The sequence below is a fragment of the Pusillimonas sp. NJUB218 genome (genome assembly GCF_003788685.1).
In the GTDB taxonomy this organism is placed as follows: domain Bacteria; phylum Pseudomonadota; class Gammaproteobacteria; order Burkholderiales; family Burkholderiaceae_B; genus Neopusillimonas.
The window spans coordinates 150,861-175,819 of the sequence record NZ_NQMK01000007.1 but is presented as its reverse complement, the minus strand read 5'-3'; the positions used below and the strand labels follow the sequence as shown (position 1 = coordinate 175,819).

25 protein-coding genes are annotated in these 24,959 nt (G+C 57.1%); 9 read left to right on the top strand and 16 right to left on the bottom strand.

Features of this window, described 5'->3' with window-relative positions; translation table 11 throughout:
- Position 1 precedes the first annotated feature (1 nt).
- From rapZ to CHR62_RS10630, 9 genes are all read right to left on the bottom strand, one after another.
- A complete protein-coding gene (gene rapZ, locus CHR62_RS10670; protein WP_123660918.1) occupies positions 2-865 on the bottom strand; it encodes an RNase adapter RapZ in 864 nt (287 codons plus the stop codon).
- Positions 862-1,797, bottom strand: coding sequence for an HPr(Ser) kinase/phosphatase (gene hprK, locus CHR62_RS10665; protein WP_123660917.1), 936 nt, complete (start codon positions 1,795-1,797; stop codon positions 862-864). The genes rapZ and hprK overlap by 4 nt, the downstream gene beginning before the upstream one ends.
- 7 nt (positions 1,798-1,804) lie before the next feature.
- Entirely contained in the window at positions 1,805-2,260 is a 456-nt protein-coding gene (locus tag CHR62_RS10660) for a PTS sugar transporter subunit IIA (protein ID WP_199722928.1), read from the bottom strand.
- 157 nt (positions 2,261-2,417) lie between these two features.
- Complete coding sequence (hpf, locus tag CHR62_RS10655) at positions 2,418-2,744, bottom strand: ribosome hibernation-promoting factor, HPF/YfiA family (protein WP_093969513.1); 327 nt, start codon at positions 2,742-2,744, stop codon at positions 2,418-2,420.
- A 185-nt stretch (positions 2,745-2,929) separates the two neighbouring features.
- Positions 2,930-3,721 (bottom strand): LPS export ABC transporter ATP-binding protein, encoded by a 792-nt coding sequence (gene lptB / locus CHR62_RS10650; protein WP_123660915.1) that lies wholly within the window; start codon positions 3,719-3,721, stop codon positions 2,930-2,932.
- Positions 3,722-3,731: 10 nt separating this feature from the next.
- The gene (gene lptA, locus CHR62_RS10645; protein WP_123660914.1) at positions 3,732-4,331 is read right to left on the bottom strand and encodes a lipopolysaccharide transport periplasmic protein LptA; all 600 of its coding nucleotides are present in this window, start codon (positions 4,329-4,331) and stop codon (positions 3,732-3,734) included.
- A complete protein-coding gene (gene lptC, locus CHR62_RS10640; RefSeq protein WP_123660913.1) occupies positions 4,328-4,957 on the bottom strand; it encodes an LPS export ABC transporter periplasmic protein LptC in 630 nt (209 codons plus the stop codon). The genes lptA and lptC overlap by 4 nt, the downstream gene beginning before the upstream one ends.
- Entirely contained in the window at positions 4,957-5,556 is a 600-nt protein-coding gene (locus tag CHR62_RS10635; RefSeq protein ID WP_123660912.1) for an HAD family hydrolase, read from the bottom strand. The genes lptC and CHR62_RS10635 overlap by 1 nt, the downstream gene beginning before the upstream one ends.
- A 3-nt stretch (positions 5,557-5,559) precedes the next feature.
- Entirely contained in the window at positions 5,560-6,546 is a 987-nt protein-coding gene (locus CHR62_RS10630) for an SIS domain-containing protein (RefSeq protein ID WP_123660911.1), read from the bottom strand.
- A gap of 65 nt (positions 6,547-6,611) precedes the next feature.
- On the opposite strand from CHR62_RS10630, the gene CHR62_RS10625 reads away from it, so the two are divergent.
- Complete coding sequence (locus CHR62_RS10625; protein WP_093969507.1) at positions 6,612-7,148, top strand: adenine phosphoribosyltransferase; 537 nt, start codon at positions 6,612-6,614, stop codon at positions 7,146-7,148.
- Positions 7,149-7,247: 99 nt separating this feature from the next.
- On the opposite strand, the gene ilvA is transcribed toward CHR62_RS10625, so the two are convergent.
- Complete coding sequence (ilvA, locus tag CHR62_RS10620; RefSeq protein ID WP_123660910.1) at positions 7,248-8,756, bottom strand: threonine ammonia-lyase, biosynthetic; 1,509 nt, start codon at positions 8,754-8,756, stop codon at positions 7,248-7,250.
- A gap of 92 nt (positions 8,757-8,848) precedes the next feature.
- Here ilvA and CHR62_RS10615 point away from each other — a divergent pair, with 92 nt between their 5' ends.
- Positions 8,849-9,328 (top strand): YqaA family protein, encoded by a 480-nt coding sequence (locus CHR62_RS10615; protein ID WP_233574961.1) that lies wholly within the window; start codon positions 8,849-8,851, stop codon positions 9,326-9,328.
- A 74-nt stretch (positions 9,329-9,402) separates the two neighbouring features.
- Positions 9,403-13,347, top strand: a complete 3,945-nt coding sequence (locus tag CHR62_RS10610; RefSeq protein ID WP_123660908.1) for an FAD/FMN-binding oxidoreductase — start codon at positions 9,403-9,405, stop codon at positions 13,345-13,347.
- Positions 13,348-13,367: 20 nt separating this feature from the next.
- Here CHR62_RS10610 and phoR read toward each other — a convergent pair whose 3' ends face one another.
- Positions 13,368-14,672, bottom strand: coding sequence for a phosphate regulon sensor histidine kinase PhoR (gene phoR, locus CHR62_RS10605; protein WP_123660907.1), 1,305 nt, complete (start codon positions 14,670-14,672; stop codon positions 13,368-13,370).
- A gap of 2 nt (positions 14,673-14,674) precedes the next feature.
- On the bottom strand, positions 14,675-15,394 hold the full coding sequence (gene phoB / locus CHR62_RS10600; protein WP_093969502.1) for a phosphate regulon transcriptional regulator PhoB: 720 nt from the start codon (positions 15,392-15,394) through the stop codon (positions 14,675-14,677).
- Positions 15,395-15,529: 135 nt separating this feature from the next.
- On the opposite strand from phoB, the gene ubiE reads away from it, so the two are divergent.
- The 6 genes from ubiE to rfaE2 all read left to right on the top strand — a co-directional run bounded on the left by ubiE (position 15,530) and on the right by rfaE2 (position 21,188).
- A complete protein-coding gene (ubiE, locus tag CHR62_RS10595) occupies positions 15,530-16,306 on the top strand; it encodes a bifunctional demethylmenaquinone methyltransferase/2-methoxy-6-polyprenyl-1,4-benzoquinol methylase UbiE (RefSeq protein WP_093969587.1) in 777 nt (258 codons plus the stop codon).
- A 78-nt stretch (positions 16,307-16,384) separates the two neighbouring features.
- A complete protein-coding gene (locus tag CHR62_RS10590) occupies positions 16,385-17,353 on the top strand; it encodes a Tim44 domain-containing protein (RefSeq protein ID WP_093969501.1) in 969 nt (322 codons plus the stop codon).
- A gap of 166 nt (positions 17,354-17,519) precedes the next feature.
- Positions 17,520-18,155 carry an SCP2 domain-containing protein gene (locus CHR62_RS10585; RefSeq protein ID WP_123660906.1) on the top strand — a complete coding sequence of 212 codons (636 nt, stop codon included), beginning with the start codon at positions 17,520-17,522 and terminating at the stop codon, positions 18,153-18,155.
- Positions 18,155-19,711, top strand: coding sequence for a ubiquinone biosynthesis regulatory protein kinase UbiB (ubiB, locus tag CHR62_RS10580; protein ID WP_093969499.1), 1,557 nt, complete (start codon positions 18,155-18,157; stop codon positions 19,709-19,711). Before CHR62_RS10585 ends, ubiB begins: the two co-directional genes overlap by 1 nt.
- A gap of 120 nt (positions 19,712-19,831) precedes the next feature.
- Positions 19,832-20,686, top strand: a complete 855-nt coding sequence (locus CHR62_RS10575; RefSeq protein ID WP_093969498.1) for a ferritin — start codon at positions 19,832-19,834, stop codon at positions 20,684-20,686.
- 16 nt (positions 20,687-20,702) lie between these two features.
- Positions 20,703-21,188: a D-glycero-beta-D-manno-heptose 1-phosphate adenylyltransferase gene (gene rfaE2, locus CHR62_RS10570; protein WP_093969497.1), complete on the top strand. Its 486-nt coding sequence runs from the start codon at positions 20,703-20,705 to the stop codon at positions 21,186-21,188.
- 18 nt (positions 21,189-21,206) lie between these two features.
- On the opposite strand, the gene CHR62_RS10565 is transcribed toward rfaE2, so the two are convergent.
- From CHR62_RS10565 to CHR62_RS10550, 4 genes are all read right to left on the bottom strand, one after another.
- A complete protein-coding gene (locus tag CHR62_RS10565; RefSeq protein ID WP_123660905.1) occupies positions 21,207-22,544 on the bottom strand; it encodes a TolC family outer membrane protein in 1,338 nt (445 codons plus the stop codon).
- On the bottom strand, positions 22,545-23,225 hold the full coding sequence (locus CHR62_RS10560; RefSeq protein WP_123660904.1) for a protein-L-isoaspartate O-methyltransferase: 681 nt from the start codon (positions 23,223-23,225) through the stop codon (positions 22,545-22,547).
- A gap of 70 nt (positions 23,226-23,295) precedes the next feature.
- Positions 23,296-24,105, bottom strand: coding sequence for a bifunctional hydroxymethylpyrimidine kinase/phosphomethylpyrimidine kinase (gene thiD / locus CHR62_RS10555; protein ID WP_123660903.1), 810 nt, complete (start codon positions 24,103-24,105; stop codon positions 23,296-23,298).
- Positions 24,102-24,905 (bottom strand): thiazole synthase, encoded by an 804-nt coding sequence (locus CHR62_RS10550; RefSeq protein ID WP_123660948.1) that lies wholly within the window; start codon positions 24,903-24,905, stop codon positions 24,102-24,104. Before CHR62_RS10550 ends, thiD begins: the two co-directional genes overlap by 4 nt.
- Positions 24,906-24,959 lie beyond the last annotated feature (54 nt).

Sequence of the window (24,959 nt, the reverse complement as noted above, 5' to 3'; positions counted from 1 at the left end):
TTTACGGGCGAACAGGCAAGTTACGGTGTCTGACCAGCAGTGGGGCGTGGTCGGCGAACCGACGCGCGAGCTGCTCGACGACATACACCGAGCGGTGCTGCCCGCCGGTACAACCAATGGCTATTGTCAGGTAATTGCGGGTGTCTTGTAAATAAAGGGGCAGCCAGCGTCGGATGAAGCCGCTGATATCTTCGATCATGGTTTCGACACTACCGAACTGAGAGAGCCAGGCTGCGACCGGCTCGTCGCGTCCCGTCAGGGGCCTGAGTTCGCGGTCGTAGTGGGGGTTGGGCAGGCAACGAACATCGAAGACCAGGTCGGCGTCGCCTGGTACCCCGCGCTTGTAGGCAAACGACGCAAAGGTGAGGACGACTTCGGCACGACCCGCCTGGATGAGGTCGCGCATCCAGGCGCGTAGTTGTCCCGGGGTCAGGTCGGATGTGTCGATGACGTGCTCTTGGTCACGCAGGGGCGCAAGCAGCTCGCGCTCGGTGTGTATGCACTCGAGCAAAGAGGGCGAATCGCCCTTGCTTTGCAGGCGATCGGTAAGCGGGTGTCGTCGCCGGGATTCGGAATAGCGCTGCATGAGCGCATGGTCGCTGGCGTCGAGGAAAATAACTTTGAGTTCGGTGCCTTGTGCGCGCAAGCCGGTGATGATGTCGGGCAACCCGGCCAACTCGCCTGGCGAGCGGATATCGATCGCAACGGCGACGCGATCGAGGTTTTCTTCGCGAACCGTGGCAATGAATTCGTGCAGGAACTTGACGGGCAGATTGTCGACGCAGATATAGCCGGAGTCTTCGAGTAGCCGTAGAGCGACCGATTTGCCTGAGCCTGAAATGCCTGTGATGAGTACGATTTTCATGGTGACTCGGGGCGGCTGCTTTCCATGATGGCCAGCGCCTGCCGTTCGATGAAGTCGCCCATGGTGTCGATGCCGCGCAGTGACAAAATGGTGTTGCGTACCGCTGCTTCGACCAACACGGCAAGATTGCGGCCTGCCGCCACCTGCAGCATGACGCGGCGAATGGGCGTTTCGAGGATGTCTTGGGTCAGGTCTTGTACGGGCAGGCGCTCGAAGGCGTCGGCGTTAGAGCGCATGAGCTGCACAATCAGCTTGAGCCTCATTTTGCGTCGTACTGATGTTTCACCAAAAATAGTGCGGATATCGAGCAGCCCCAAGCCGCGAACTTCGAGGAGGTTTTGTAGCAGGGGCGGGCAATGACCTTCGATAATGCCAGGTGCGGTGCGCGAGAACTCGACGGCATCGTCGGCTACCAGGCCATGACCTCGAGAAATCAGTTCGAGTGCCAGCTCGCTTTTGCCCAGGCCAGATTCGCCCGTAATCAAGACCCCGAGCCCGAGGACGTCCATGAAGACGCCGTGGACGATGGTTTTAGGCGCTAGCCGCTTGCCCAGATAAATACGCAACAGGTCGATGAGCTTGGCCGCTTCGATGGGCGTGGAAAGCAGGGGCACCTGCTGGGCATTGCAGAAGTCGCGCAGGTCTTCGGGGGCTTCGAGACTTTCGGCCATGAGAATGGCCGGTACTCCGCCAGCCACCAGGTCTTCGAGGTGATGCAGGCGGCGCTTGGGTTCGAAGCGGGTGTAATAAAGCAGTTCGGCTTTGCCGAAAACCTGAATGCGTGAGGGGTGAATAAGGTTTAGGTGGCCGACCAAGTCGGCCCCGGCCATACCGATGTCGGGAAGAACTCGGTGCGCTGCACTGAGCCCCGCGACCCAGGTAAAGGCAATTTTTTCGGTGTTGTCGCTTACGAGTTCTTGAACGGTCAGCATGGCGGCGTTACGAAGAACTGGCAGTCAGTAACTGGTGAATCTCGGCCGGATCGGTGGCGGAAGCCAGTTTTTGCCGCAGTGTTTCGTCGGCGGCAAGCCGGGCGATTTCAGCGAGTAGGTCGAGGTGAATTTGTGTGGCGGCCTCGGGGACTAGCAAGAAAAACAGCATGCTGGCCTGGCGACCGTCGTTCGGGTCGAAGCGTACCGGTTCGGCCAGCCGGTAAAACGCGGCTACGGGTTCTTTGAGGCCCTTGATGCGGCCGTGCGGCACGGCAATAAGGTGGCCTAGCGCCGTAGACCCAAGCCGTTCGCGCCCGATAAGGCTTTGGAAAACGGCCGTACGTGCGATGCCGTGGTGGTTTTCAAACAGCAGGGCGGCTTGTTCGAAGGCACGTTTCTTGCTGGTGGCTTCGAGGTCAAGCACGATGTTCTGCAGAGGCAAAATACGCGACATTAAGTTCATAGTGAACATTATATGAGGGTAATGAGTTTACAGAAAGTGCGGGCCCTAATGTACGAAAGCCCCAACACTTTTAAGTGATTGGGGCTGACTCATGGGCCTGCAGATTTGCATCACCGTTGCGCCATTAGCGCCGGGGCAACTGGCGGGCCGGATGATGCTATTCGGCGGGGATTTCCTGCCGTTTTAGCGGATCGTGGGTGTGGTCTTGAACTTTATCTTTATATTTGATGACCTGACGGTCGATTTTGTCTGCCAGCAGATCGATGGCGGCGTAGAGGTTTTCGTTGGAGGCTTCGCAGTGCAAGTCTTTGCCGCGCAAGCGCATGGTGACCTCGGCCGTATGCTTCAGACGCTCTACAGAGAGCATAACCTGGGTGTCGATAACGTGATCAAAATGTCGGGAAACCCGTGCCAGTTTCGTTTTGACGTATTCATCGATGGCAGGGGTTACTTCGAGGTGACGACCGGTAATACTCAGGTTCATGTTGAGCTCCTATTAAAAACAACACTTGGCGCATGGCGCCGTTTACGGATACTTAGGGGCCTCCTTGGTAGTGTCAACGTTTTCAGTGTATCGCCTGCGGCGGCGAAAGCAAGTGGGGTAAACACAGGGTTTGTCGAAAATCAAATAAACCGCGTGTTGTGACCCGGGGTTTGGCCGGGTCGAACTTACATCCGGAAATTTTTGCCTAGATAAACCTGACGAACAGCCTCGTTGTCGATGATTTCGTCGGGGTGGCCGTTGGTCAGCACTTTGCCTTCGCTGATGATGTAGGCGCGGTCGCAAATGCCCAGCGTTTCGCGTACGTTGTGGTCGGTAATAAGCACACCGATGTTGCGTGACTTGAGAAAGTGCACAATGCGCTGGATTTCGATGACCGCGATGGGGTCGACGCCCGCGAAGGGTTCGTCGAGCAGGATGAAGCGGGGGTGGGTTGCCAGTGCTCGTGCAATTTCGACGCGTCGGCGTTCGCCGCCCGAAAGCGAGATGGCGGTATTGCTGCGAATGTGTTGGATTTGCAGTTCGTCGAGCAATGATTCCAGGCGACTGTTGATTTCATTCCGGGTCAGAGGCTGACCCGCCTCGTCGGCTTGTAGCTCGAGGACGGCCTGAATGTTTTGTTCGACCGTGAGCCGACGAAACACCGAGGCGTCTTGCGGCAGGTATGACAGACCCAGCCGTGCCCGTTTGTGCATGGGCATGGCCGTAATAGGGACGCCGTCAATTTCGATGCGGCCCGAGTCGGTGGGGACAATACCCACGATCATGTAGAAACTGGTGGTTTTGCCAGCGCCGTTGGGGCCAAGTAGCCCGACGACCTCGCCACTGTCGACCGATAGCGAGACGTCTTGTACAACAGTGCGTTTGCCGTAGGTTTTTTTCAAGCCGGTAGCTGTCAGGCTACCTGGTTGATCGCTGGCCGCGCGCAGCGGCGCGCGATGTGGTGCTGTAGAAGCCATGCGTACTGCCTTAAGGTTTGGACTTTTGCTGGCAAGCAGCTGCAGCGGCTTCTGCCTTGGCGCCGGGTGTGGCCAGCGAGCGCACACGCCCACCGCGTGCGGCCGAGTTGGGGCCGCCAAATGCCTGATAAACGCTAGTCGATTGGTTGTACTTGACCCGTTCGCCGCTGATGGTGTCGAAAGCTTTGCCGCAAACAAATTTGGTCACGATGGACTGTCCGATCATTTCGATGGTTTCAGTTTTGCCATCGTATTCGGCGCGAAGACCGCGGGCTTCGACAACCTCGAATTTTTCGGGGGTTTCTTGGCGAATGAACACCAGCTTGCCCTTGTCGGCCGTAGCGGTACCGTACTGGAAGCCTTCGGCATCTTCGCGCATGACGAGGACGTCGGAGTTAAGTGTCATTTGACCGCGCGTCATGACGACGTTGCCGGTGAAGGTGCTTTCTTTTTTGGCATCGTCGTAGTTGAGCGTGTCAGACAAAATGAGTGTGTCGGGCTCTTCGGCGGGGGCATTGCCCTGAGCCTGCTGGGCATTGGCTGTAAAGCCCAGGCATAGCAAGGTACAGGCCAGTAAAGACGTAAGAGTAGTGGGGCGATTTGAAGTCATGGTGTTTGCGTGTCAGGCCCGTTGCTGTTCTGGCTATCGGAGCGTTTACGGGATTCTTCGCCGGAAATTTTTACGTCGCTGGCGGAGAAAACCTCAAGTGTACGAGAGTCGTTGTCGTAGCGCATGCCTTTTCCGTTAATGCGCGACTTCCCGTTGACCACCAAAGCGGGCAGGTTGGTGTACGCAACATCTTCGTCGGGCAGCAAAATAAGCTGTTCGCTGGTGACATCGAGGGCCGGTCGGTCGTCGTAGGGGACGCGATGTAATTTGGCATCGCCCGAGAGGGTTATACGGCTATCGTCCTTGTCCATGATGGCCTTGTTGCCGGTGGCAACCGTTACCGGTGAACCCACGCGCTGTCCGACGGCTCGTGCTACATCGATTTCGTACGAGTCGTCGTCAGGGTAGTGCACCATGTAGTCGCCCTCGAGGCGGTTGATGGCAACTCCGGCTTCGTTGGTGCGAATCATGACAAATTTTTGCGACCATGCGTCGGGTTCGTGTGTAAGGCGGCGAGGTTCGTCGAGCAGAACAGAGCGCAAGGTGTAATCGGCCGCCCACCAGCTTAAAAAAACCAGTGAAACGAGCAGTAAAAGCGCGACGAGAGAAGGGAGACGTTCTTTCATTATTGAGTGACGTCGCCCAAAATGACGGTGTTGGGCTGCAGGAACGTGCTAAGCCGACCTTGCGCGGCAAGAATGAGGTCGCAGCATTCGCGCGCCGCACCGTGCCCGCCATTGACCGACGAGACCCAATGCACTGCTTGAAAAATATACGCTGGCGCATTGGGGACGCTGGCAGAGAACCCAACGCGCTGGAGTGCGGCCAGGTCCATAATGTCGTCGCCCATGAAGCCGACCTGGTCAAGGGTGCAGCCCAGTTCTTGAGCCATGCTTGTTAACCCCTGGACCTTATCGCGCACGCCTTGCTGCACCATTTCGATGCCTAGTTCGGCGGCGCGGCGGGCGACGATGGGGCCTTTGCGCCCGGTAATAAAAGAGACGGCAATGCCGCTTTCGCGCAGCATGCGTAAACCGTAACCGTCGAGCGAGTTGAAGCGTTTGACCAGTTCGCCGTTTTCACCGTACCACAGGCCGCCATCAGTCAGGATGCCGTCGATGTCGAAGGCCATCAAGCGGACTTCTCGGGCGCGGTCGATGACGGCGCTGTTGACTTTGGCCAGGATAAGGGCTTCGGCAGGGTGGGGGATTGAAATGGGTTTCATGAATTAAATTACCTTTGCGGCCATTAGGTCGTGCATGTGCAGGGCGCCGATAAGCAAGCCATGCTCGTCGACGACGACGACCTGAGTCAGATGGTTGGTGTCCATCAGTGTGGCGGCTTCGACGGCCAGCGCGTTGGCCGATACGTATTTGGGGTTGCGCGACATGCCGTCGGCAACGCGGAGGTGTCGGATATCGCCTTCGCGACTGATCAGGCGTCGCAAGTCGCCATCGGTGAAAATGCCTACAGGGGCGCGTGCCTCGTTGATGACGATCGTCATGCCCATGCCTTTGCGCGACATTTCTTGTAGCGCTTCGGGCATTGGCGTGGCTTCGTGCACGATGGGTAGGGCCTCGCCCGAACGCATGACATCGCGGACATGGGTAAGCAGCCTGCGCCCTAGCGCGCCGCCGGGGTGCGACAAGGCGAAGTCTTCGGCCTGAAAACCACGGGCCTCGAGGCAGGCAACGGCAATGGCGTCGCCCAGCGCCATGGTGGCTGTTGTGCTTGCGGTGGGGGCCAGGTTAAGCGGGCACGCTTCGTGGTCGACATGCACGTTAAGGTGGATGTCGGCATTGGCGGCAAGCTCGGAGCCGGGGTGGCCTGTGATGGCGATGATGGGGACGGCCATACGTTTACAGACCGACAGGACGGTCATGAGTTCCTGGGCGGCACCCGAATACGAGATGGCCATAACGACATCTTGTGCCGTGAGCATGCCCAAGTCACCATGTATGGCTTCGACGCCATGCATGAAAAAAGCGGGTGTGCCGGTAGACGCCAGGGTGGCCGCGATTTTGCGACCGATATGACCCGACTTTCCGATACCCGTCACAACCACTTTGCCCTGGCACGACAGTATTTTTTGTACGGCCGTGTGAAACGACGCGTCGAGACGGTCGTTGAGCGCTTGAAGCGCACTGATTTCGGTATGCAGCGTACGGCGCGCCGATGCCAGCGTTTCGGTGGTGGAAAGCGGTGATGATGTCATCTTGTCATTTTAAATTAAGGTTATAGTTAACCCTAAGTCCAACTTTATGTCTTACGGCAATTTAAATGCATACCGACCCAGCAGAGTACATTCGCAATGCCATCCGCAGCGTCCCAGACTGGCCAAGCCCGGGTGTAACGTTTCGAGACATTACCCCGATATTACAAGATCCCCGCTCGTTCCGTGTTCTGGTCGACTTGTTCGTTTATCGCTATATGCGTCAGCGGCTCGATTTAGTGGCCGGGGTCGATGCCCGTGGTTTTATTTTGGGGTCGGTGCTGGCGTACGAACTTAACCTGGGTTTCGTGCCGGTGCGCAAAAAGGGCAAGTTGCCCTACCAAACGCTGGCTGAAGAGTACACCCTTGAATACGGAAACGCGACGGTCGAAATGCACACCGATGCGGTAAAGCCGGGTCAGCGGGTTTTGTTGATCGACGACCTGATTGCCACCGGCGGCACCATGGTAGCGGCGGCTAAACTGTTGCAGCGTTTGGGGGCCAATGTGGTCGAGGCTGCTGCAATTATCGATTTGCCCGAACTGGGCGGGTCTGACATCCTTAAAGAAACTGGCTTGCCTATTTATACCGTTTGCAGCTTCTAAGCGCTTTAGCGGTTTAGTATAAAAAATTGCCGACCCAAACAAGGGCCGGCAATTTTTTTGGCCATACGACCGCATGTGCCTGACGGCGTGATGAGCGGCTTACAGAAATAGCCGGTACGCCGGGTTTTCGGTTTCGTTCCAGTAGGGGTATCCCAAGCCGTCTAAAAAGGCCTTGAAGTCTTTTTTGTCGGATGGAGGGACCTGCAGGCCAACCAAAATACGGCCATAGTCGTCGCCTTGATTGCGATAGTGGAACAAGCTGATGTTCCAGTCGGGGCTCATGGCGCTTAAAAACTTCATCAGGGCGCCTGGCCGCTCGGGGAACTCGAAGCGGAACAGCATTTCGTGTTCGGCCAGCGACGAGCGGCCCCCCACCATGAAACGCAAGTGCGTCTTGGCCATTTCGTTGTGCGTCAGATCGAGGGTTTCGAAGCCTTTTTTGCGTAGCGTGGCGGCGATTTTCTCGGGCTCGGTGGCGGCGCTAATTTGCACGCCGACAAATACGTGTGCACTAGACGCGTCGGAAATACGGTAGTTGAACTCGGTGACACTGCGTGAGCCGATGGTTTCGCACAGTTTAAGAAAGCTGCCGCGCTGTTCGGGGATGGTGAGCGCAAACAGCGCTTCGCGGGCTTCGCCCACATCGGCCCGGTCGGCTACAAAGCGTAGCCGGTCGAAGTTCATGTTGGCGCCGCTGGCAATGGCCACCAGATTTTTATTTTTTAGCTTGTGTAGCGCGGCATAGCGTTTGGCGCCGGCAATGGCTAGTGCGCCCGAGGGTTCAAGCACGCTGCGTGTGTCTTGGAAAACGTCTTTGATGGCACCGCAGATGGCGTCGGTATCGACCGTAATGAAGTCGTCGACGTATTCGCGGGTGAGCCGGAATGTTTCGAGACCGACTTGTTTAACAGCCGTACCGTCGGAAAACAGACCCACGTCGTTCAGTTCGATGCGGCGGCCCGCCTTGACGCTGCGGATCATGGCGTTGGAGTCTTCGGTTTGTACCCCGATGATTTTGATGTCGGGGCGCAGTTGCTTGATGTAGCTGGCAACGCCGGCGATCAGCCCGCCTCCGCCGATAGCAGCGAAAACGGCATCGATCGGGCCGGGGTGCTGGCGCAGGATTTCCATGCCAATGGTGCCCTGCCCGGCAATGACGTCGGGGTCATCAAAAGGGTGCACGAATGTGAGTTTTTCTTTTTTCTCGAGCTCTTTGGCGTGCAGGTAGGCGTCGGAATAACTGTTGCCGACCAAAACCGTCTCGCCGCCCAAGGCTTGCACGGCGTTGACCTTGACCTTTGGCGTAGTGGTGGGCATGACGATGACCGCCCGGCAGCCCAGCTTGCGTGCTGACAGCGCAACGCCCTGGGCGTGGTTGCCGGCTGAAGCGGCAATGACCCCGCGCTTGAGTTCGGCCTGGCTGAGGTTGGCCATTTTGTTATAGGCGCCACGCAGCTTGAAGCTGAAGACGGCTTGTGTGTCTTCGCGCTTGAGATAAAAGTTGTTGTTGGTACGTGCAGAAATTTGCGGTGCAAATTCGAGCGGGGATTCGATGGCGACGTCGTAGACTTTTGAGGTAAGGATGCGTTTGAGGTAGTCGGTGGACATGATGGGTTGGGGCGCAAAGGGTGCACGTAAAGAACTAGATTACCACAGCGAAATGGCGGCTTGACGCTACACTGCACGCCATGGAAATTGCGATGATGGACTTGTTTGACGGGCTTTTTCGGACCCTGGCGCTGCCGCAGGCCGGGTTGACGGCCATTTTTCTGGCCAGCCTGGTTTCGGCGACGCTGTTACCCATGGGGTCAGAGGCCGTTTTACTGGCGTATTTGAACGTTGCCCCCGATATGTTGTGGGCGGCGGTTGCCGTGGCAACGCTGGGCAATACGCTGGGGGGCGTGATTACCTATGGCATGGGCAGGGGGGCGGAAGCTGTGTACGAGCACTATGCCGACCCGTCACAGGCCGGCCCTTGGACGATGAGGGCCCAAGCTTGGACGCACCGGTGGGGCGCCCCGGTGCTTTTGTTGTCGTGGTTGCCTGTTATCGGTGACCCGCTATGCGCCGTGGCAGGCTGGTTGAAACTGCCCTTCTGGACATCGGTTTTTTACATTGCTGTGGGCAAGTGCTTGCGTTATATGGTTTTAGCCCTCTCGGTTTCATGGTTTTTTGGGTAGTGATGATCTCGTCGCCGGCTTGACTGATGAAGTAAACTGAGGGTTAACCATGTCATCCTTTTGAATGCGACTTCATGAACGCCCCTCTAGCCAGTCAGTTGCTTGCCTCTAAATCGCCTTCGCCAGACGTGCCGCGTTTGCGTGAAATCCCTTACAACTACACATCGTTCTCCGATCGCGAGATTGTGTCCCGGTTGTTGGGTGAGGAAGCCTGGCACTGGCTGTCCGATCTGCGTACCGAACGGCGTACCGGTCGTTCGGCCCGCATGCTCTTCGAGGTGCTGGGTGATATCTGGGTAGTGCGCCGCAACCCTTACCTTCAAGACGATCTTCTCGAAAACCCGAAGCGCCTGGCCATACTGATCGAGGCCCTGCAACACCGTCTGTCCGAAATTGATCGACGTCGCGACCCCAGTGATCCGGACCGCGACAACAAAGTTGTTTTGCTGCTGCAAGCGGCGCGCGGCGCGGTCAGTGCGTTCGAATACGAGTTCGAGCAAACCCGCGAATTGCGTAAAAAAGTACAGCGCCGTTTGGCCAAGGTTACGGCTAAAGACAACATCAAGTTCGACGGTTTGTCGCGCGTATCGCACGTCACCGACGCTACCGATTGGCGTGTCGAGTATCCCTTTGTTGTCCTGACCCCCGACTCCGAGCGCGAAATGGCCGCCTTGGTGCGCGCCTGTATCGAGCTCGAGCTCACCATAATTCCGCGAGGCGGTGGTACTGGTTATACCGGTGGTGCAATTCCGCTTACCTGGCGCTCAGTCGTCATTAACACCGAAAAGCTCGACCAATTAGGGGCGGTTGAAACCACAACGCTGCCCGGCGTCGATCAACCTGTGGCTACCGTGTGGTCGGGCGCAGGGGTTGTGACAAAGCGGGTTACCGAGGCGGCCGAAGCTGCAGGCTTTGTGTTCGCCGTCGATCCTACCTCGGCCGAAGCTTCGTGTGTTGGCGGCAACGTAGCCATGAATGCTGGCGGCAAGAAAGCTGTGCTGTGGGGTACTGCCCTCGACAATCTTGCGTGGTGGCGTATGGTCGACCCCGATGGCAACTGGCTCGAGGTGACCCGTATTGGCCACAATATGGGCAAAATTCACGATGTTGCCGAGGCGACATTCGAGGTCAAGTGGTTTGACGGCAGCGCCGCACCGGGCGAGCGTTTGCTTCGCACCGAAACACTGGTCATCGAGGGGCGTCGGTTCCGCAAAGCCGGTTTGGGTAAAGACGTGACCGATAAATTCCTGGCTGGCTTGCCGGGTATCCAGAAAGAAGGCTGCGATGGCTTGATCACGTCGGCGCGATGGGTATTGCACCGCATGCCGGCGCATACCCGAACGGTCTGTCTCGAGTTTTTTGGGCAGGCGCGCGATGCGATCCCGTCGATTGTCGAAATTAAAGATTATCTCGATAGCACCGGGCGCGAAAAAGGCGCCATTCTGGCTGGGCTCGAACACCTCGACGAACGTTATTTGCGTGCGGTGGGTTACGCCACAAAAAGCAAACGCGGCGGGCTGCCCAAAATGGTGCTCATTGGCGATATTGTTGGCGATGATGCCGACGCTGTTGCGCTGGCCACCAGCGAAGTCGTGCGCTTGTCCAATACCCGTCATGGCGAAGGGTTTGTCGCCGTAAGTGCCGAAGCCCGCAAAAAGTTCTGGCTCGATCGCGCACGTACCGCCGCCATTGCGCGGCATACCAACGCATTTAAAATCAACGAAGACGTTGTGATTCCGTTGAACCGTATGGGCGAATACACCGACGCCATCGAACGGATCAACATCGAGCTGTCGACCCGCAACAAGTTGCGTTTGCTCGATGCGCTTGAAGTCTTTTTGGGTAGCGGCGATTTGCCGGTAGGCAAATCTGAAGACGCCGATGATGCCGAGCAAACCCGTGCCGAAATCCTTCACGATCGCACGCAAGACGCGCTCGATACCCTGCGCGATGTCCGTAACCGCTGGACATGGCTTCTTGAAAATCTCGATATGCCGTTGGATCAGGCACTTGCAGTGCTGCCGTCCATCGGTATGGCCGATGCTGTACAAGGGCTGACCGAGCGCGTTGCGCAGCAGCCGGGTGTGCGTGTTTTCGACGTGATCCAGGACCACACCATTCGTATTTCCTGGAAGACCGAAGTCCGTGCCCTGATGGAGCGCTATTTTGCGGGTGCCGCTTGTGCGGCAGTTCTGGCCGAAATTCAGGCCATCCACGACCGAGTGCTTAAAGGCCGGGTTTTTGTAGCGTTGCACATGCACGCTGGCGATGGCAACGTGCACACCAATATCCCTGTCAACTCAGACAACTACGAGATGCTGGGCGAGGCCAACGAGGCCGTGGCCCGTATTATGCAAATCGCTCGCGACCTCGATGGCGTGATTTCAGGTGAGCACGGCATTGGTCTGACCAAGTTCGAGTTTTTGACTCAAGAAGAGCTGCAGCCTTTCCAGGACTACAAGCGTCGTATCGACCCACAGGGTCGGTTTAACGCCGGCAAGCTCATGCCTGGGGCCGATTTGCGTCATGCCTGGACGCCCAGCTTCAACCTGCTGGGGCACGAGTCGCTCATCATGCAGCAAAGCGAAATTGGCGCTATTTCCACTGCCATCAAAGATTGCCTGCGTTGCGGCAAGTGCAAGCCTGTTTGCTCAACACATGTTCCGCGCGCCAACTTGCTGTATTCGCCGCGCAATAAAATTCTGGCAACGTCTTTACTGATCGAAGCCTTCTTGTACGAAGAGCAAACGCGACGTGGCATCAGTTTGCATCACTGGTCCGAATTTGAAGATGTGGCCGATCACTGCACGGTGTGCCACAAGTGCTACAACCCCTGTCCGGTCGATATCGACTTTGGCGATGTCTCCATGGAAATGCGCGCCTTGTTGCGCCGCATGGGTAAAAAGTCTTTCAATCCCGGTACGACGGCCGCGATGTTCTTTCTTAATGCGAAAGATCCGCGTGTCATCAAGGCCACGCGCACGGCGATGGTCGACCTGGGCTACAAGGCGCAAAGGTTCGCCCATGACCTGTTGGCGGCGCCTGCGCGCAAGCAGGTCGAGCAGCCCCCAGCCACCATTGGTAAGGCACCTATCCGCGAACAGGTCGTGCATTTCATCAATAAAAAAATGCCGGGAGGCTTGCCCAAGCAAACAGCGCGCAAATTGCTCGACATCGAAGACGCCAATTACGTGCCCATTATTCGTAACCCGTCTTCAACTACGGCCGACACCGAGGCTGTCTTTTATTTCCCAGGTTGCGGGTCTGAGCGGTTGTTCTCCCAGGTTGGGTTAGCGACGCAGGCCATGTTGTGGCATGCCGGGGTGCAAACGGTATTGCCGCCGGGCTATTTGTGCTGTGGCTACCCGCAACGTGGCAATGGCATGACCGACAAGGCCGAAAAAATCATCACCGATAACCGGGTGTTGTTCCATCGGGTGGCAAACACCCTAAACTACCTCGACATCAAAACCGTCGTGGTCAGTTGCGGTACCTGTTACGACCAGTTGGCCGGTTACGAGTTTGAGAAAATTTTCCCGGGTTGCCGTCTCATCGACATCCACGAGTATCTGCTTGAAAAAGGTATGAAACTTGATGGCGTGACGGGTAGCCGCTACATGTATCACGACCCTTGCCATACCCCCATGAAGCTGCAAGACCCCATGAAAACGGTCAAGGCGCTGGTGGGCGACAGCGCCGTCAAAACAGACCGCTGCTGTGGCGAATCGGGTACGTTAGCCGTCAGCCGTCCCGACGTCTCAACGCAAGTACGTTTCCGCAAGCAAGAAGAACTGGTCAAGAACACCGCTCAGGTTCGGGCCGATGGTTACGATGGCCAGGTCAAGATCCTGACCTCGTGCCCGTCATGTTTGCAGGGCTTGTCGCGGTACGAGGGCGATACTGGCATGCAGGCAGACTACATCGTTGTTGAGATGGCGCGCCATGTATTGGGCGAGTCATGGATGGAAGACTACGTGAAGACGGCTAACGCAGGCGGAATCGAGCGGGTGCTGGTTTAAAAGGTTACCGCGCTCCGGGCTTATGGGCTGGGCGGCGTCATCACGCGTGACGCCGGAAATTCCAGCGAAAATATGCTGCCTGCGCCGATACGGCTTTGTATGTGCAATTCGGCGTTGTGGCGCATGGCGACATGCTTTGTGATGGCCAGGCCAAGGCCGGTGCCGCCGGTAGCGCGTGAGCGCCCGCGGTCCACGCGGTAAAAACGTTCGGTCAGGCGCGGGATATCTTGCGCCGCAATGCCTATGCCCGTGTCTTGCACCGAGTAGCAAGCCAGCCCCGATTCGGTCAGGTACCAACTGGTGGTAATGGTGCCGTCTTTGGGCGTGTATCTGATGGCATTGGTCAGCAGGTTGCTGACTGCCGACGCCAGCTCGGTTTCAATGCCTTTTATATACAGGTCGTCGGCAATGTTTTCTACAAACACATGCTGTCCGGCCGACAGCAATTTGGCTTGTTCCAGCGCCCGGTCGATCACTTCTTTCATATGAACCGGTTCGCCGGCCTGGGTGGGCGACGACTCCAGTGTAGATAGCGTCAGCAAGTCGGCCACAATGGCTTGCATGCGGCTGGCCTGTTGCATCATCAGGTCAAGATAGTGTTTGCGTTGCTCGTCTGAAATTTCTTCGCGCGGGATATCGTGCAGCGTTTCCAGAAACCCGGACAGAACGGTCAACGGGGTGCGCAGTTCGTGGGACACATTGGCCACAAAGTCTTTGCGCGTGGTTTCGAGTTTTTCTACTTGCGTGACGTCGCGTGTGACAACCAGGTATTGGTCGGCGCCATAACGAGTAAGCTGCAGCTGTAAGGCTCGTTCGACGTGATCGTGTGCCGTGTGATGCAGCAGCATGGGTTCGGGCCACGTAGATTGCCGCGCGTACTTGTTGAATTCGGGCGATCGCAAGATATTGAAAATACTGTAGTTGCGGTCTTTTTGAAGATCCAGCCCAGTGTGAGCGCACGCGGTTTTATTGCACCACGTCACCATCATGTCTGCATCAAGGGTAATGGCGCCGTCGGGCAAGGCCTCCGCCGCCAGCATAATGTTGTCGATGTGCTGGTCAAGCTCTTTGATATGCGCGCTATTTCGGCGAATTTCGCGATATATCGGGGCAATGATTTCGTCCCAGGGGCCGACAGAGGCGGGGGGCGACGCCGAGAAGTCGGTGACCCATTTACGAATTTGCGTTAATTGCCGTCCGCTGGCCAGAACCATGAGCGATAGCCCGGCTGTCAGCAAGACCCACCCCGCGGTGGGCGTTGTCCAGTAGCCTACCGCCATGGCAAGCATCATCCAGAGGGCAATATAGGCGAGGGTCTTGGGCATGATCAGGTGCCGGCTGGTTTGTTCGGCGCTTGCGGCAGTTGCACGGCAAAGCGGTACCCTGCACCGCGTACGGTTTCAATGTGATTTTCGTGCGCGCTGGGCTCAAGCGCTTTGCGCAGGCGCCGGATATGTACGTCTACTGTGCGCTCTTCGACAAAAACGTGGTCGCCCCACACCTGGTCGAGCAGCTGTGCGCGCGAAAACACACGTTCGGTGTGGGTCATGAAAAAGTGCAGCAGACGGAACTCGGTGGGGCCGACTGTCAGTGACAGCCCGTTGCCTGTCACGCGGTGCGTGGCCGGGTCGAGTTTTAACGTGCCAATTTGAATGAGGTCGTCGGTGAGCTGCGGCGCGCGGCGGCGCAGTACGGCCTTGATGCGCGCCATGAGCTCTTTGGGCGAAAACGGTTTGGTGATGTAGTCATCGGCGCCGGCCTCAAGGCCTTCTATCTTGTCGCTTTCGGCACCCTTGGCTGTCAGCATAATGACGGGCACTTGGCGGGTACGCTCGTCGGCGCGCAGTTTCTTTGCCAGCGTAATGCCCGATGCGCCGGGCAGCATCCAGTCAAGCAGGATTAGGTCGGGAAGTTCGGCGCGGATCAGGGTTTGCGCCTGTTCGGCGTCGAAGGCCCGCAGTACTTTGTGTCCTGCAAATGACAGGTTGACTGAAATCAGCTCCTGGATCGCGGGTTCGTCTTCAATGACCAGTATGGTTGTGCTCATGGTGTGCAGGATAAAATAACCGAAGAAGCTTCAATATTATGGCTTGAATGTTTCAGGTTTGTGAAAACTGTCATGTTCGGGTCAGGCGCGGTTCGACAGCCGCAAACCCGCCATACTTGGGATACCATACGCGCTATGCAAAATACATCCTCTTCGGGGCAGGGCGAACCAAACGCCGGGCCAACCACACATTTTGGGTATAAAACCGTTGCCGAGGCCGAAAAAGCCGCCAAGGTAGCCGAGGTTTTTCATTCGGTGGCGCAGCGCTACGACCTGATGAATGATCTGATGTCGGCAGGCCTGCATCGCGCCTGGAAGGCGTTTACCATTGCGCGCGCTGATGTTCGCCCTGGCATGAAAGTACTTGATATTGCGGGCGGCACTGGCGACCTGGCCAAGGCGTTTGCGCGCAAGGCAGGGCCCAGTGGGCAGGTATGGCTTACCGATATCAATGACTCCATGTTGCGGGTGGGCCGTGATCGCCTGATCGACAAAGGTCTCGTGGTGCCCACGGCTGTTTGCGATGCCGAAAAGTTGCCGTTCCCCGACCACTACTTTGATCGTGTCAGTGTTGCTTTTGGGCTGCGCAACATGACGCACAAAGACATTGCCTTGTCCGAAATGCGACGTGTGCTCAAGCCGGGTGGCAAATTGCTGGTGCTCGAATTTTCGCATGTGGCCAAACCTCTGGCCCCGGTTTACGACTGGTATTCCTTTAATATCTTGCCGTGGCTGGGCAAGAAGGTAGCGGGCGACGAAGAAAGTTATCGTTATTTGGCCGAATCTATTCGCATGCATCCCGATCAGGACACCCTGGCCGCCATGATGAAAGAGGCAGGCCTTGATCGCGTGCGTTATTTCAACCTTACGGCAGGCCTCGTCGCACTGCACGAAGGTGTCAATTTGGGTTAACTTGAGATATTATTCAGGTTCCAGTAAGATTCTTGTGTATTCACAAGTTTTTTGCCTTTTTTGGTTCGGAGCCAACACATGTCTCGACGCATCTCCCGTTTTCTGGCTGTAGCACTACTGGCAGTTTCCACTGTCGGTATGGTGGCTGTCTCTTTCGACGCCGAAGCGCGCCGCATGGGCGGTGGCTCAAGTTTTGGCCGTCAGTCCAGTAATGTTACCCAGCAGCGCCAGGCGACAACCCCGCCTGCGGCAACCACAACGCAGCGCAGCGCGACGTCGGCCGCGCCCGCGGCAGGCGCTGCCGCCGCCGGCACAGCGGCCAAAACCGGCATGTCCCGCTTTCTGGGGCCCATCGCAGGTATAGCCGCAGGTCTGGGTATTGCTGCCCTGTTGTCGCACATGGGCCTGTCTGGTGCCTTCCTCGAAATGATGTCCAGCCTCTTGCTTATCGGGCTGCTGGTCTTCGCCGTACTGTTTATTGTTCGTCGTCTGCGCGGTGGCGCGGCACGCACGGCAACTCAGGCGGCGGGTGCTGGCGGCATGCAGCGTAGTGCCGAGGTCTGGCAACCTGCTTCGGGTGCCCCCGCACAATCGGCCGCTACTTCTGGTACATCAGTTGCCGCCGACGCCGCCCCGGCTCCCTCGCCTGTTGATGAGTCTTGGTTCATCCCCGGCGACTTCGACACGGCTGCTTTCCTGGCCAACGCCAAGAAGCAGTTTGCGCAAATTCAGCGCATCTGGGACAGCGGCGACGTATCTCAGTTGTCCGACTACGTCACCGACGATCTGATCGCCGAAATCAAGCCTCAAATAGAAGCCCGAGGCGGCAAGGCCGAGCACACCGAAATCGTGTTGCTTACCGCCGAGCTTTTAGGCATTGAAACCGTCAGCGGTGGTCATCTGGCCAGTGTTCGATACTCGGGCATGCTGCGCGAAGCGCCCGGTGCAGAAGCCTTCCGCTTCGAAGAGGTCTGGAATCTGTACAAGGCTGATGGTCAGGGCTGGTTGTTGGCTGGTATTCAGCAAATTCCTGTCGAGGGAAATTAAAGTCCCCGTGAGTCCGCGCCTTCCCCCCTAGGCGTGGTTTGGGCCGGTGTCGCACTTGTGTGCGGCCACCGGCCCTTTGTCTGTAGACCGTTGTGCGGCTAAAACCGTTAAACTTGGGCCTGTCATTTTTCCTGTCATAGTGCGCGCGGCCCGCGCGTGGTGATTCATGCTGCCTTTTTTTCCACCGCCACCTTTTGTTGCCTCGGCAGGTATTAGCGCCTTGAACCGGCTGCTACGCCGCGAGCCCTGGGCGGCCGAACGGTTATCACGTCATGCCGGTAAAACCGTCAGGTTTATTATTGGGCGTGCCGAAGTGTCGCTGGTGATTGGCAGTCAAGGCACATTGCAATCGGCCGATGCTGCCGTCGTGCCCGATGTCACCCTGACATTGCCCGAGAAGCAAACCGGTCGTTTGTTCGACGTTATTCGTCATCAAGACCCAGAGCAAATTGTTGATGCCTTGCATATCCAAGGCGATGCCGGGCTGGCCAATGTGGTGGCTGATCTGGCGCGTCACTTGCGATGGGATGTCGAAGATGACCTGGCGCGCGTGGTCGGTGATATTCCGGCAACACGTATTATGGCGGGAGCCCGTGCCGTTTCGCGCAGCTTTGCGGCGGCCGGCCAACGCTTAGCAGGCAATGTCGCCGAATATCTTACCGAAGAGTCCCCAACACTTATGGCGAAAGCCCATCTGCCGGTTCATCAAGAACGCACGGCTCAGTTGCTGCAACAGCTTGATCAATTAGATCGCCGTGTGGAGCAGCTAGAGCGGCACAACGCATCGGGCAGGGGGCGCTGATGCTGACGTTTTTCCGATTGATCGGCATTGTATTTATTGCCTTGCGTTATCGGCTCGACGAACTGGTGCTGTCCAGCATTAAGCATCCCGTGGCGTATTCGTTGCTGCGTATTGTTCGTTTTGGTCGCCCGCCACGCGACGATCGCGGTGTCAGGTTGCGGTTAGCGCTTGAGTCTTTAGGACCCATATTTGTAAAGTTCGGGCAAGTGTTGTCAACGCGTCGCGACCTGATTCCGCCCGACCTGGCCCTTGAACTGGCCAAGTTGCAAGACCGTGTACCCCCGTTTCCGTCTGACAAGGCCGCCCAGTGTGTCGAGGCCGCCTTGGGGGCGCCGCCCTCGACGCTGTTTCGCCATTTCGACAAAGATCCGGTGGCGTCGGCGTCTATAGCGCAAGTGCACTTTGCAATCTTGCACGACGGGCGTGATGTAGCCGTCAAGGTGCTGCGGCCCGGCATGCTGTCGATCATTGAAAAAGATCTGGCCCTGATGCGTATTCTGGCCGGCGTCATTGAAAAGTTGGTGCCCGACAGCCGTCGCCTGAAGCCGCGCGAGGTTGTGGCCGAGTTTGATATTTACCTGCACGACGAGCTTGACTTGGTGCGCGAGGCTGCAAATTGCAGTCAGTTGCGCCGGAACTTTGGCCCAGAAACCGGTCGGCAAAATTTGCTGATGGTGCCCGAGGTAATATGGGAATACACCACGACCACAGTGTTCACCATGGAGCGCATGCGGGGCATACCGGTAAGCCAGATTGAACGTCTGCAAGACGCGGGTGTCAATATTAAAGACCTTGCGCGCACGGGGGTCGAAATTTTCTTTACCCAGGTCTTTACCGATGGGTTCTTCCATGCCGACATGCATCCGGGTAATATTTACGTGTCCGATGCGCCCGAAACTTTGGGGCGCTATATCGCTCTGGACTTCGGCATTGTGGGGTCGTTGTCCGAACATGACAAAAATTACCTGGCACAGAATTTTCTGGCTTTTTTCCGCCGAGATTACCGCCGGGTGGCTCAGCTTCATATCGAATCTGGGTGGGTGCCGCCCTCTACGCGCGAAGAGGCCCTTGAAGGCGCTGTGCGCGCGGTGTGCGAGCCCTATTTCGATCGGCCTTTGGCGCAAATATCATTGGGGCAGGTGCTGTTGCGCTTGTTTCAGACGTCGCGTCGTTTTAATGTAGAGATTCAGCCTCAACTGGTGTTGTTGCAAAAAACGCTACTTAATGTCGAAGGTATGGGGCGCGACCTCGATCCAGACCTGGATTTATGGAAAACTGCCAAGCCGTATCTAGAAAATTGGATGCATGAGCGGATAGGTCTTAAGGGCTTGAAGAAGCGCCTTGACCAGGAAGCCGGGCAATGGGCGCAGATGCTCCCCCAGTTGCCGCGCTTGGTGCACGCCAGTTTGTCGCGTCCCGATGCCTTGCCAGGCATGCAGCAAGAGCTGCACCGTTTGCGCAAGGCACAAGAGTTTAATAACCGTTTGGTCATGGTGTTTGCAGCCGTTGTTGCAGTTGCGATTGGTGTCGCGATCTGGGTCATAGCCGGTCGCTGAAATTTGTGTTCTTGTTAGTCCGTCAGGCCGCTGACATATTATTGCGATGTTCTTCGCGTAGTATGTTTATTGTTTATGCGGTTTTTTGTTCGTCAAGTGTCGTTTAAAGAGAGATTTAATATGCTTTACCCTGAATTGTTCAAATCAATGGAGGCAGTACGCTGGAATATGGCGACTGATATTCCATGGGATGATTTTGATGGCAGCAAACTCTCCGATGAGCAGGCCTACACGATCAAGATGAATGCCATCACCGAGTGGGCGGCGTTGCCGGCAACTGAAATGTTTCTTCGAGACAATCAAGACGACAGCGACTTTTCGGCTTTCATGTCAGTCTGGTTTTTCGAAGAGCAAAAACATTCCCTGGTTTTGATCGAGTACTTGCGTCGTTTCCGTCCCGAACTGGTGCCTACCGAAGAAGAGTTGCACAAGGTGCGCTTCGAGTTCGACCCGGCACCAGCGCTCGAAACCCTGATGCTGCATTTTTGTGGCGAGATTCGCCTTAATCACTGGTACCGTCGGGCTGCCGAATGGCACACCGAGCCCGTTATCAAGGCGATTTATCAAACCATCGCGCACGATGAAGCTCGTCATGCGGGCGCCTATTTGCGCTACATGAAGCGTGCGTTGGCCCAGCGCGGCGACCTTATCGGTCAGCAGGCCCGTATGGCGTTTTCTAAAATTGGCGTGCTCATGGCCTCGGCGCATCGTACGCCGCAGGCACTTCATCCTACCAATTTGCACGTCAATAAAAACATGTTCCCCGACGACACCGTGCAATCCAAGCTGCCTTCGCCCGGTTGGCTTGAAAATTGGCTTGATCAGCAAATCCATTTCGATAAAGACTGGGAAGGCAAGGTCAGCTCACGTATTTTGCACAACCTGTCGCTGCTGCTCGACAGCAGCTTCAAAACCGTACAAGACCTCAATCGGTACCGAAAGAGCCTTACGCGCGAAACGTCGCCAGCTGTTTAAGGCCGGCAGCTGCGTTATGGGCGTTCGTTTCGAAAAAAAAATCCTGTCGCGCGCTGAGTGCGAGGCTGCGGTGAGCGAGGGGCGCTTTCCGCGGCCCTTGGTGTTCACTAATGGGGTGTTCGATATTTTGCACCGTGGGCATGTCAGCTATCTTGACGAGGCTGCGCAACTTGGCGCCAGCCTTATTGTTGCTGTTAATACCGATGCCTCGGTCAAACGGCTGGGCAAGGGCGACGACCGGCCCATCAATACACAAGACGATCGCCTGGCCCTGCTGGCTGCCCTCGAGTGTGTGAGTGCTGTGACCGTTTTTGACGAAGATACGCCGCAGGCGCTGATCGAAGCTTTAAAGCCTGACCTGATTGTAAAAGGGGGCGATTACAACATGGAGGCGCTGCCCGAAACCGCTGCGGTCAGGCAGTGGGGGGGCGATGCCGTAGCCATCCCGTTTCGGTTTAATCGCTCGACGACATCGTTGCTGAAAAAAGTCAGGCAATCATAGCCGGCTGCCGCCGGCGGCTTATTTATTATTCTGGCTTGCCAGTAGGGCGTTGACACCGCGCAGGTCGTCTTCGGTCAGGGTGCCGGCAACGGCTTTCAGGCGTAGCCCGTTAAGCAGTGTGTTGTACCGCGCATTGGCCAGGGCCCGTTGAGTTTCGTACAGTTGTTGCTGCGCATTCAAGACGTCGATATTGACGCGCACGCCCACCTCGTAGCCGGTCTGGTTGGCATCGAGCGAGGCTTTGCTTGATTTCTCGGCGGCTTGCAGTGCGTTGACCTGAGCCAGACCTGATACGACACCCGAAAAATACTGTTGTGTGAGTTGTACCGCCTGGCGACGAGTGGATTCGAGGTCGTAGCGGGTGCGTTGCAGCACTGATGTTTGTTCGCGTACACGCGAAGAAATGCCCCCACCCGCAAAAATAGGGATAGACAATTGAACCCCTACCGTACTGTCGACTGACCGTGGGCCCGCTTGCGGGCCATAGATGCCGCGATCGGAGGTGCTGCCCGATTGTGCGTAAAAGTCGAGTGTTGGGTAATGACCGCTTTTCGCAATGTTGATTTGTTTTTCGGCAATGCGGGTAGACAGCAACGCCCGTGCAACTTCCAGGCTGGCTTGCCCGGCTTGCGATGTCCAGTCGGTAATGCGTGCGGGTTGTGGCGGTGGCAGGCTGATATTGCCTGACAACCCGGCCAAATCTTGTGGCCGTTCGTTGATAATTTTTTGAAGCTGGTCTTGACTGACCTGCAGCGTGTTTCGGGCTTCGATTTCGCTGGCGTTGATCAGGTCGAGTCGGGCTTGCGCCTCGTAGGTGTCGGCGATGGTGGCGCTGCCTAGTTCAAACCCTTTTTTTGCAGCTTCAAGTTGATTGGTAATGGCCCGCTTCTGCGCATCGAGTGTGACCAGAGTGTCTTGCGCGGCCAGTACCCCGAAATAGGCCTGGGCAACGCGCAATAACAGGTCTTGCCAGGCTTGTTGCACGGCCAGGTCGGCCGATTCGGCTTCAAGCTGCGATTGCTTGAGTTGCTCCCAGGCAGCGATGTCGATGATAGGCTGCGTTAGGGTGACGGCCCAGGTGCCTCTTTTTTCGGTGCGGTCGCGATCGAAATTTGTGCGGCGTACATCGTCGAGTTCGGCACCTGTGCTGCCAGTTAAAAATGGCAGCAGTTGGGCGCGTGCCTGAGGGACTTTCTCGAGGATGGCGTTGCGGTTGGCTTTGGCCGACGCGAATACCGGGTCGCGTTCAAGCGCTTTGCTCCAGATGTCGAGCAGGTTCTGTGTTTGGGCCGATGCCGAACCGGCCCACAGCGCCAGTGTGGCGCTTGCAACGAGATGCCACCGACGCCCGCGCATTCAGAATTTGAACTGAGGTTGCGCCGTGCCACGCAGCGGCTTGATGACCGTATCGAACAGCGACTGTGTCTCGAAGCTGGCGGCGCTGGTACGTGTAATGCGGTAGGCCGTCATGACGGGCTGATTGCCTACGACAACCACCATACGGCCGCCTACGCAAAGTTGGTACTTGAGCGCATCGGGAATGATGGGCACCGAGCCAGTCAGTAAGATCGCGTCGTATTCGGCGGTTCCCCAGCCGGCATGGCCATCACCCACTTCGACGTTGACGTTGTTGACGTGCTCGCGCTGCAGGTGATCGGCAGCAAAGGCGGCGATACGGCTGTCGATTTCGACGGTAGTGACCTGCTGAGCCAGGCGCCCCAGCAATGCGGCCTGGTAGCCCGAGCCTGTACCGATTTCGAGGACACAGTCAGTGGGTTCGAGCAAGAGATCTTGCGCCAGCCGGGCCTCGACTTTTGGGGTCAGCATGGTTTCGTGCGAATCGATGGCATTGATGATGAGCGGCAGCTCGACATCGGAGAACGCCATGGCCTGCATGCCCTGCGGCACAAAGCGCTCGCGAGGGACGTCGAAAAGGGCCTGGAGCACTTTTTTGTCGAAGACGTTCCAGGGCCGAATTTGTTGTTCGACCATATTGAAACGGGCTTGTTCGATGTCGGAGAGACCGGTGGCGTTCATAACATTCGATGCAAAAATAAAGGTGAAGGTATTGTACCCATTCGTGGGCGTTGGCGGCGTCTGGGGCGCGTTACCACCATTGGTGGAAATGATGAACCGGACCGTGGCCATGGCCAACGGCAAGGTCGTCTGCACGCAAGAGGGCCGACACCAGGTAGTCTTTCGCACGCTGCGCAGCTTCGGGGAAACTGTCGGTTTGTGGCAGTAGGGCGGCCAATGCAGCAGACAGCGTGCAGCCGGTGCCGTGAGTGTTGCGCGTGGCAATGCGCTGACCCGGTAGCTCGATGAGCTTATCGCCATCGTAAAGCACGTCGATGGTGTCGTTGCCGGGGAGGTGGCCCCCCTTAAGGAATACCCATCGGTGGCCGTTGTCGTTCATGAGTCGGCGAAGGCGTTCGGCCATGCGACGCATTTCTTTAAGATTTTCGACCGCGCTGGTCCCGAGCAATACCCCAGCTTCGGGTAAATTAGGTGTCATGACTGTTGCCAGGGGCAGCAAGCTCTCCCTCAGCTCGGCGATGGCCGGCTTTTCGAGCAGGGTATCGCCACTTTTTGCGATCATGACCGGGTCAAGCACAATGTGCGCGGGCTTCCAGTGCGCAAGTCGTTCGGCCACGGTGCGTGTTACCGGTTGCTGGCCCAGCATGCCGATTTTTACGGCATCAATTCTGACGTCGCTGAACAAGGTGTCGATTTGTAGTGCGACAAAGTCGGGCGGTACCGGTGCAATGCCGGTAACCCCTTGAGTGTTTTGCGCGGTAAGCGCGGCGACGACCGCTGTGCCATAGGCGCCCAGTGCGCTCATGGCCTTGATGTCGGCAAGGATACCGGCACCGCCCGAGGGGTCGACGCCTGCGATGGTTAGCGTATTCGGGGTCATGACTTGGTTTTGGACTGAATTAAACCTTTGGTGGGCGAGCTTGGGCTGGCCGCATAAAACTTGCGCGGCATGCGGCCGGCCAGGAAAGCCTCGCGGCCGGCTTCGACGGCTTTTTTCATGGCGCTGGCCATGAGGACGGGGTTTTGTGCCCCGGCGATGGCGGTATTCATCAAGACCCCATCGCAGCCCAGTTCCATGGCAATTGCAGCGTCGGAGGCGGTGCCCACACCGGCATCTACCAGCACGGGGACGCTGGCCTGGTCGATGATCAGGCGCAGATTCCAGGGGTTAAGAATGCCCATGCCCGACCCAATCAGCGATGCCAGTGGCATGATGGCGACACAGCCGATGTCTTCAAGCATACGACACTGAATAGGGTCGTCGGTGCAGTAAACCATGACGTCAAAGCCGTCGTCGACCAGTGTTTTTGCCGCTTTCAGCGTTTCGGGCATATTAGGGAAGAGATTGTCGGCGCTGCCTAACACTTCGAGTTTGACAAGTGCATGCCCGTCGAGCAGCTCGCGCGCCAGTCGCAGGGTGCGCACGGCATCGTCGGCAGTAAAGCAGCCGGCCGTATTGGGCAAAATGGTAAAGCGCGAGGGCGGCAGGAAGTCGAGCAGGTTCGGTTCGTTGGCGTTTTGGCCAATATTGGTGCGACGGATGGCCACAGTGACAATGTCGGCGCCGCTGGCGTCGATGGCCTCGCGGGTTTCTTGGAAATCTTTGTATTTGCCGGTGCCAACCAGCAAACGGGATGCGTAGGTTTTACCAGCCAGGGTGAAAAGGTCGTTGGAGTTCATGGTTGATTTATGCGGATTCTGAGTGCCTTCGAATGGCCTTATTGTAGAGTCAGC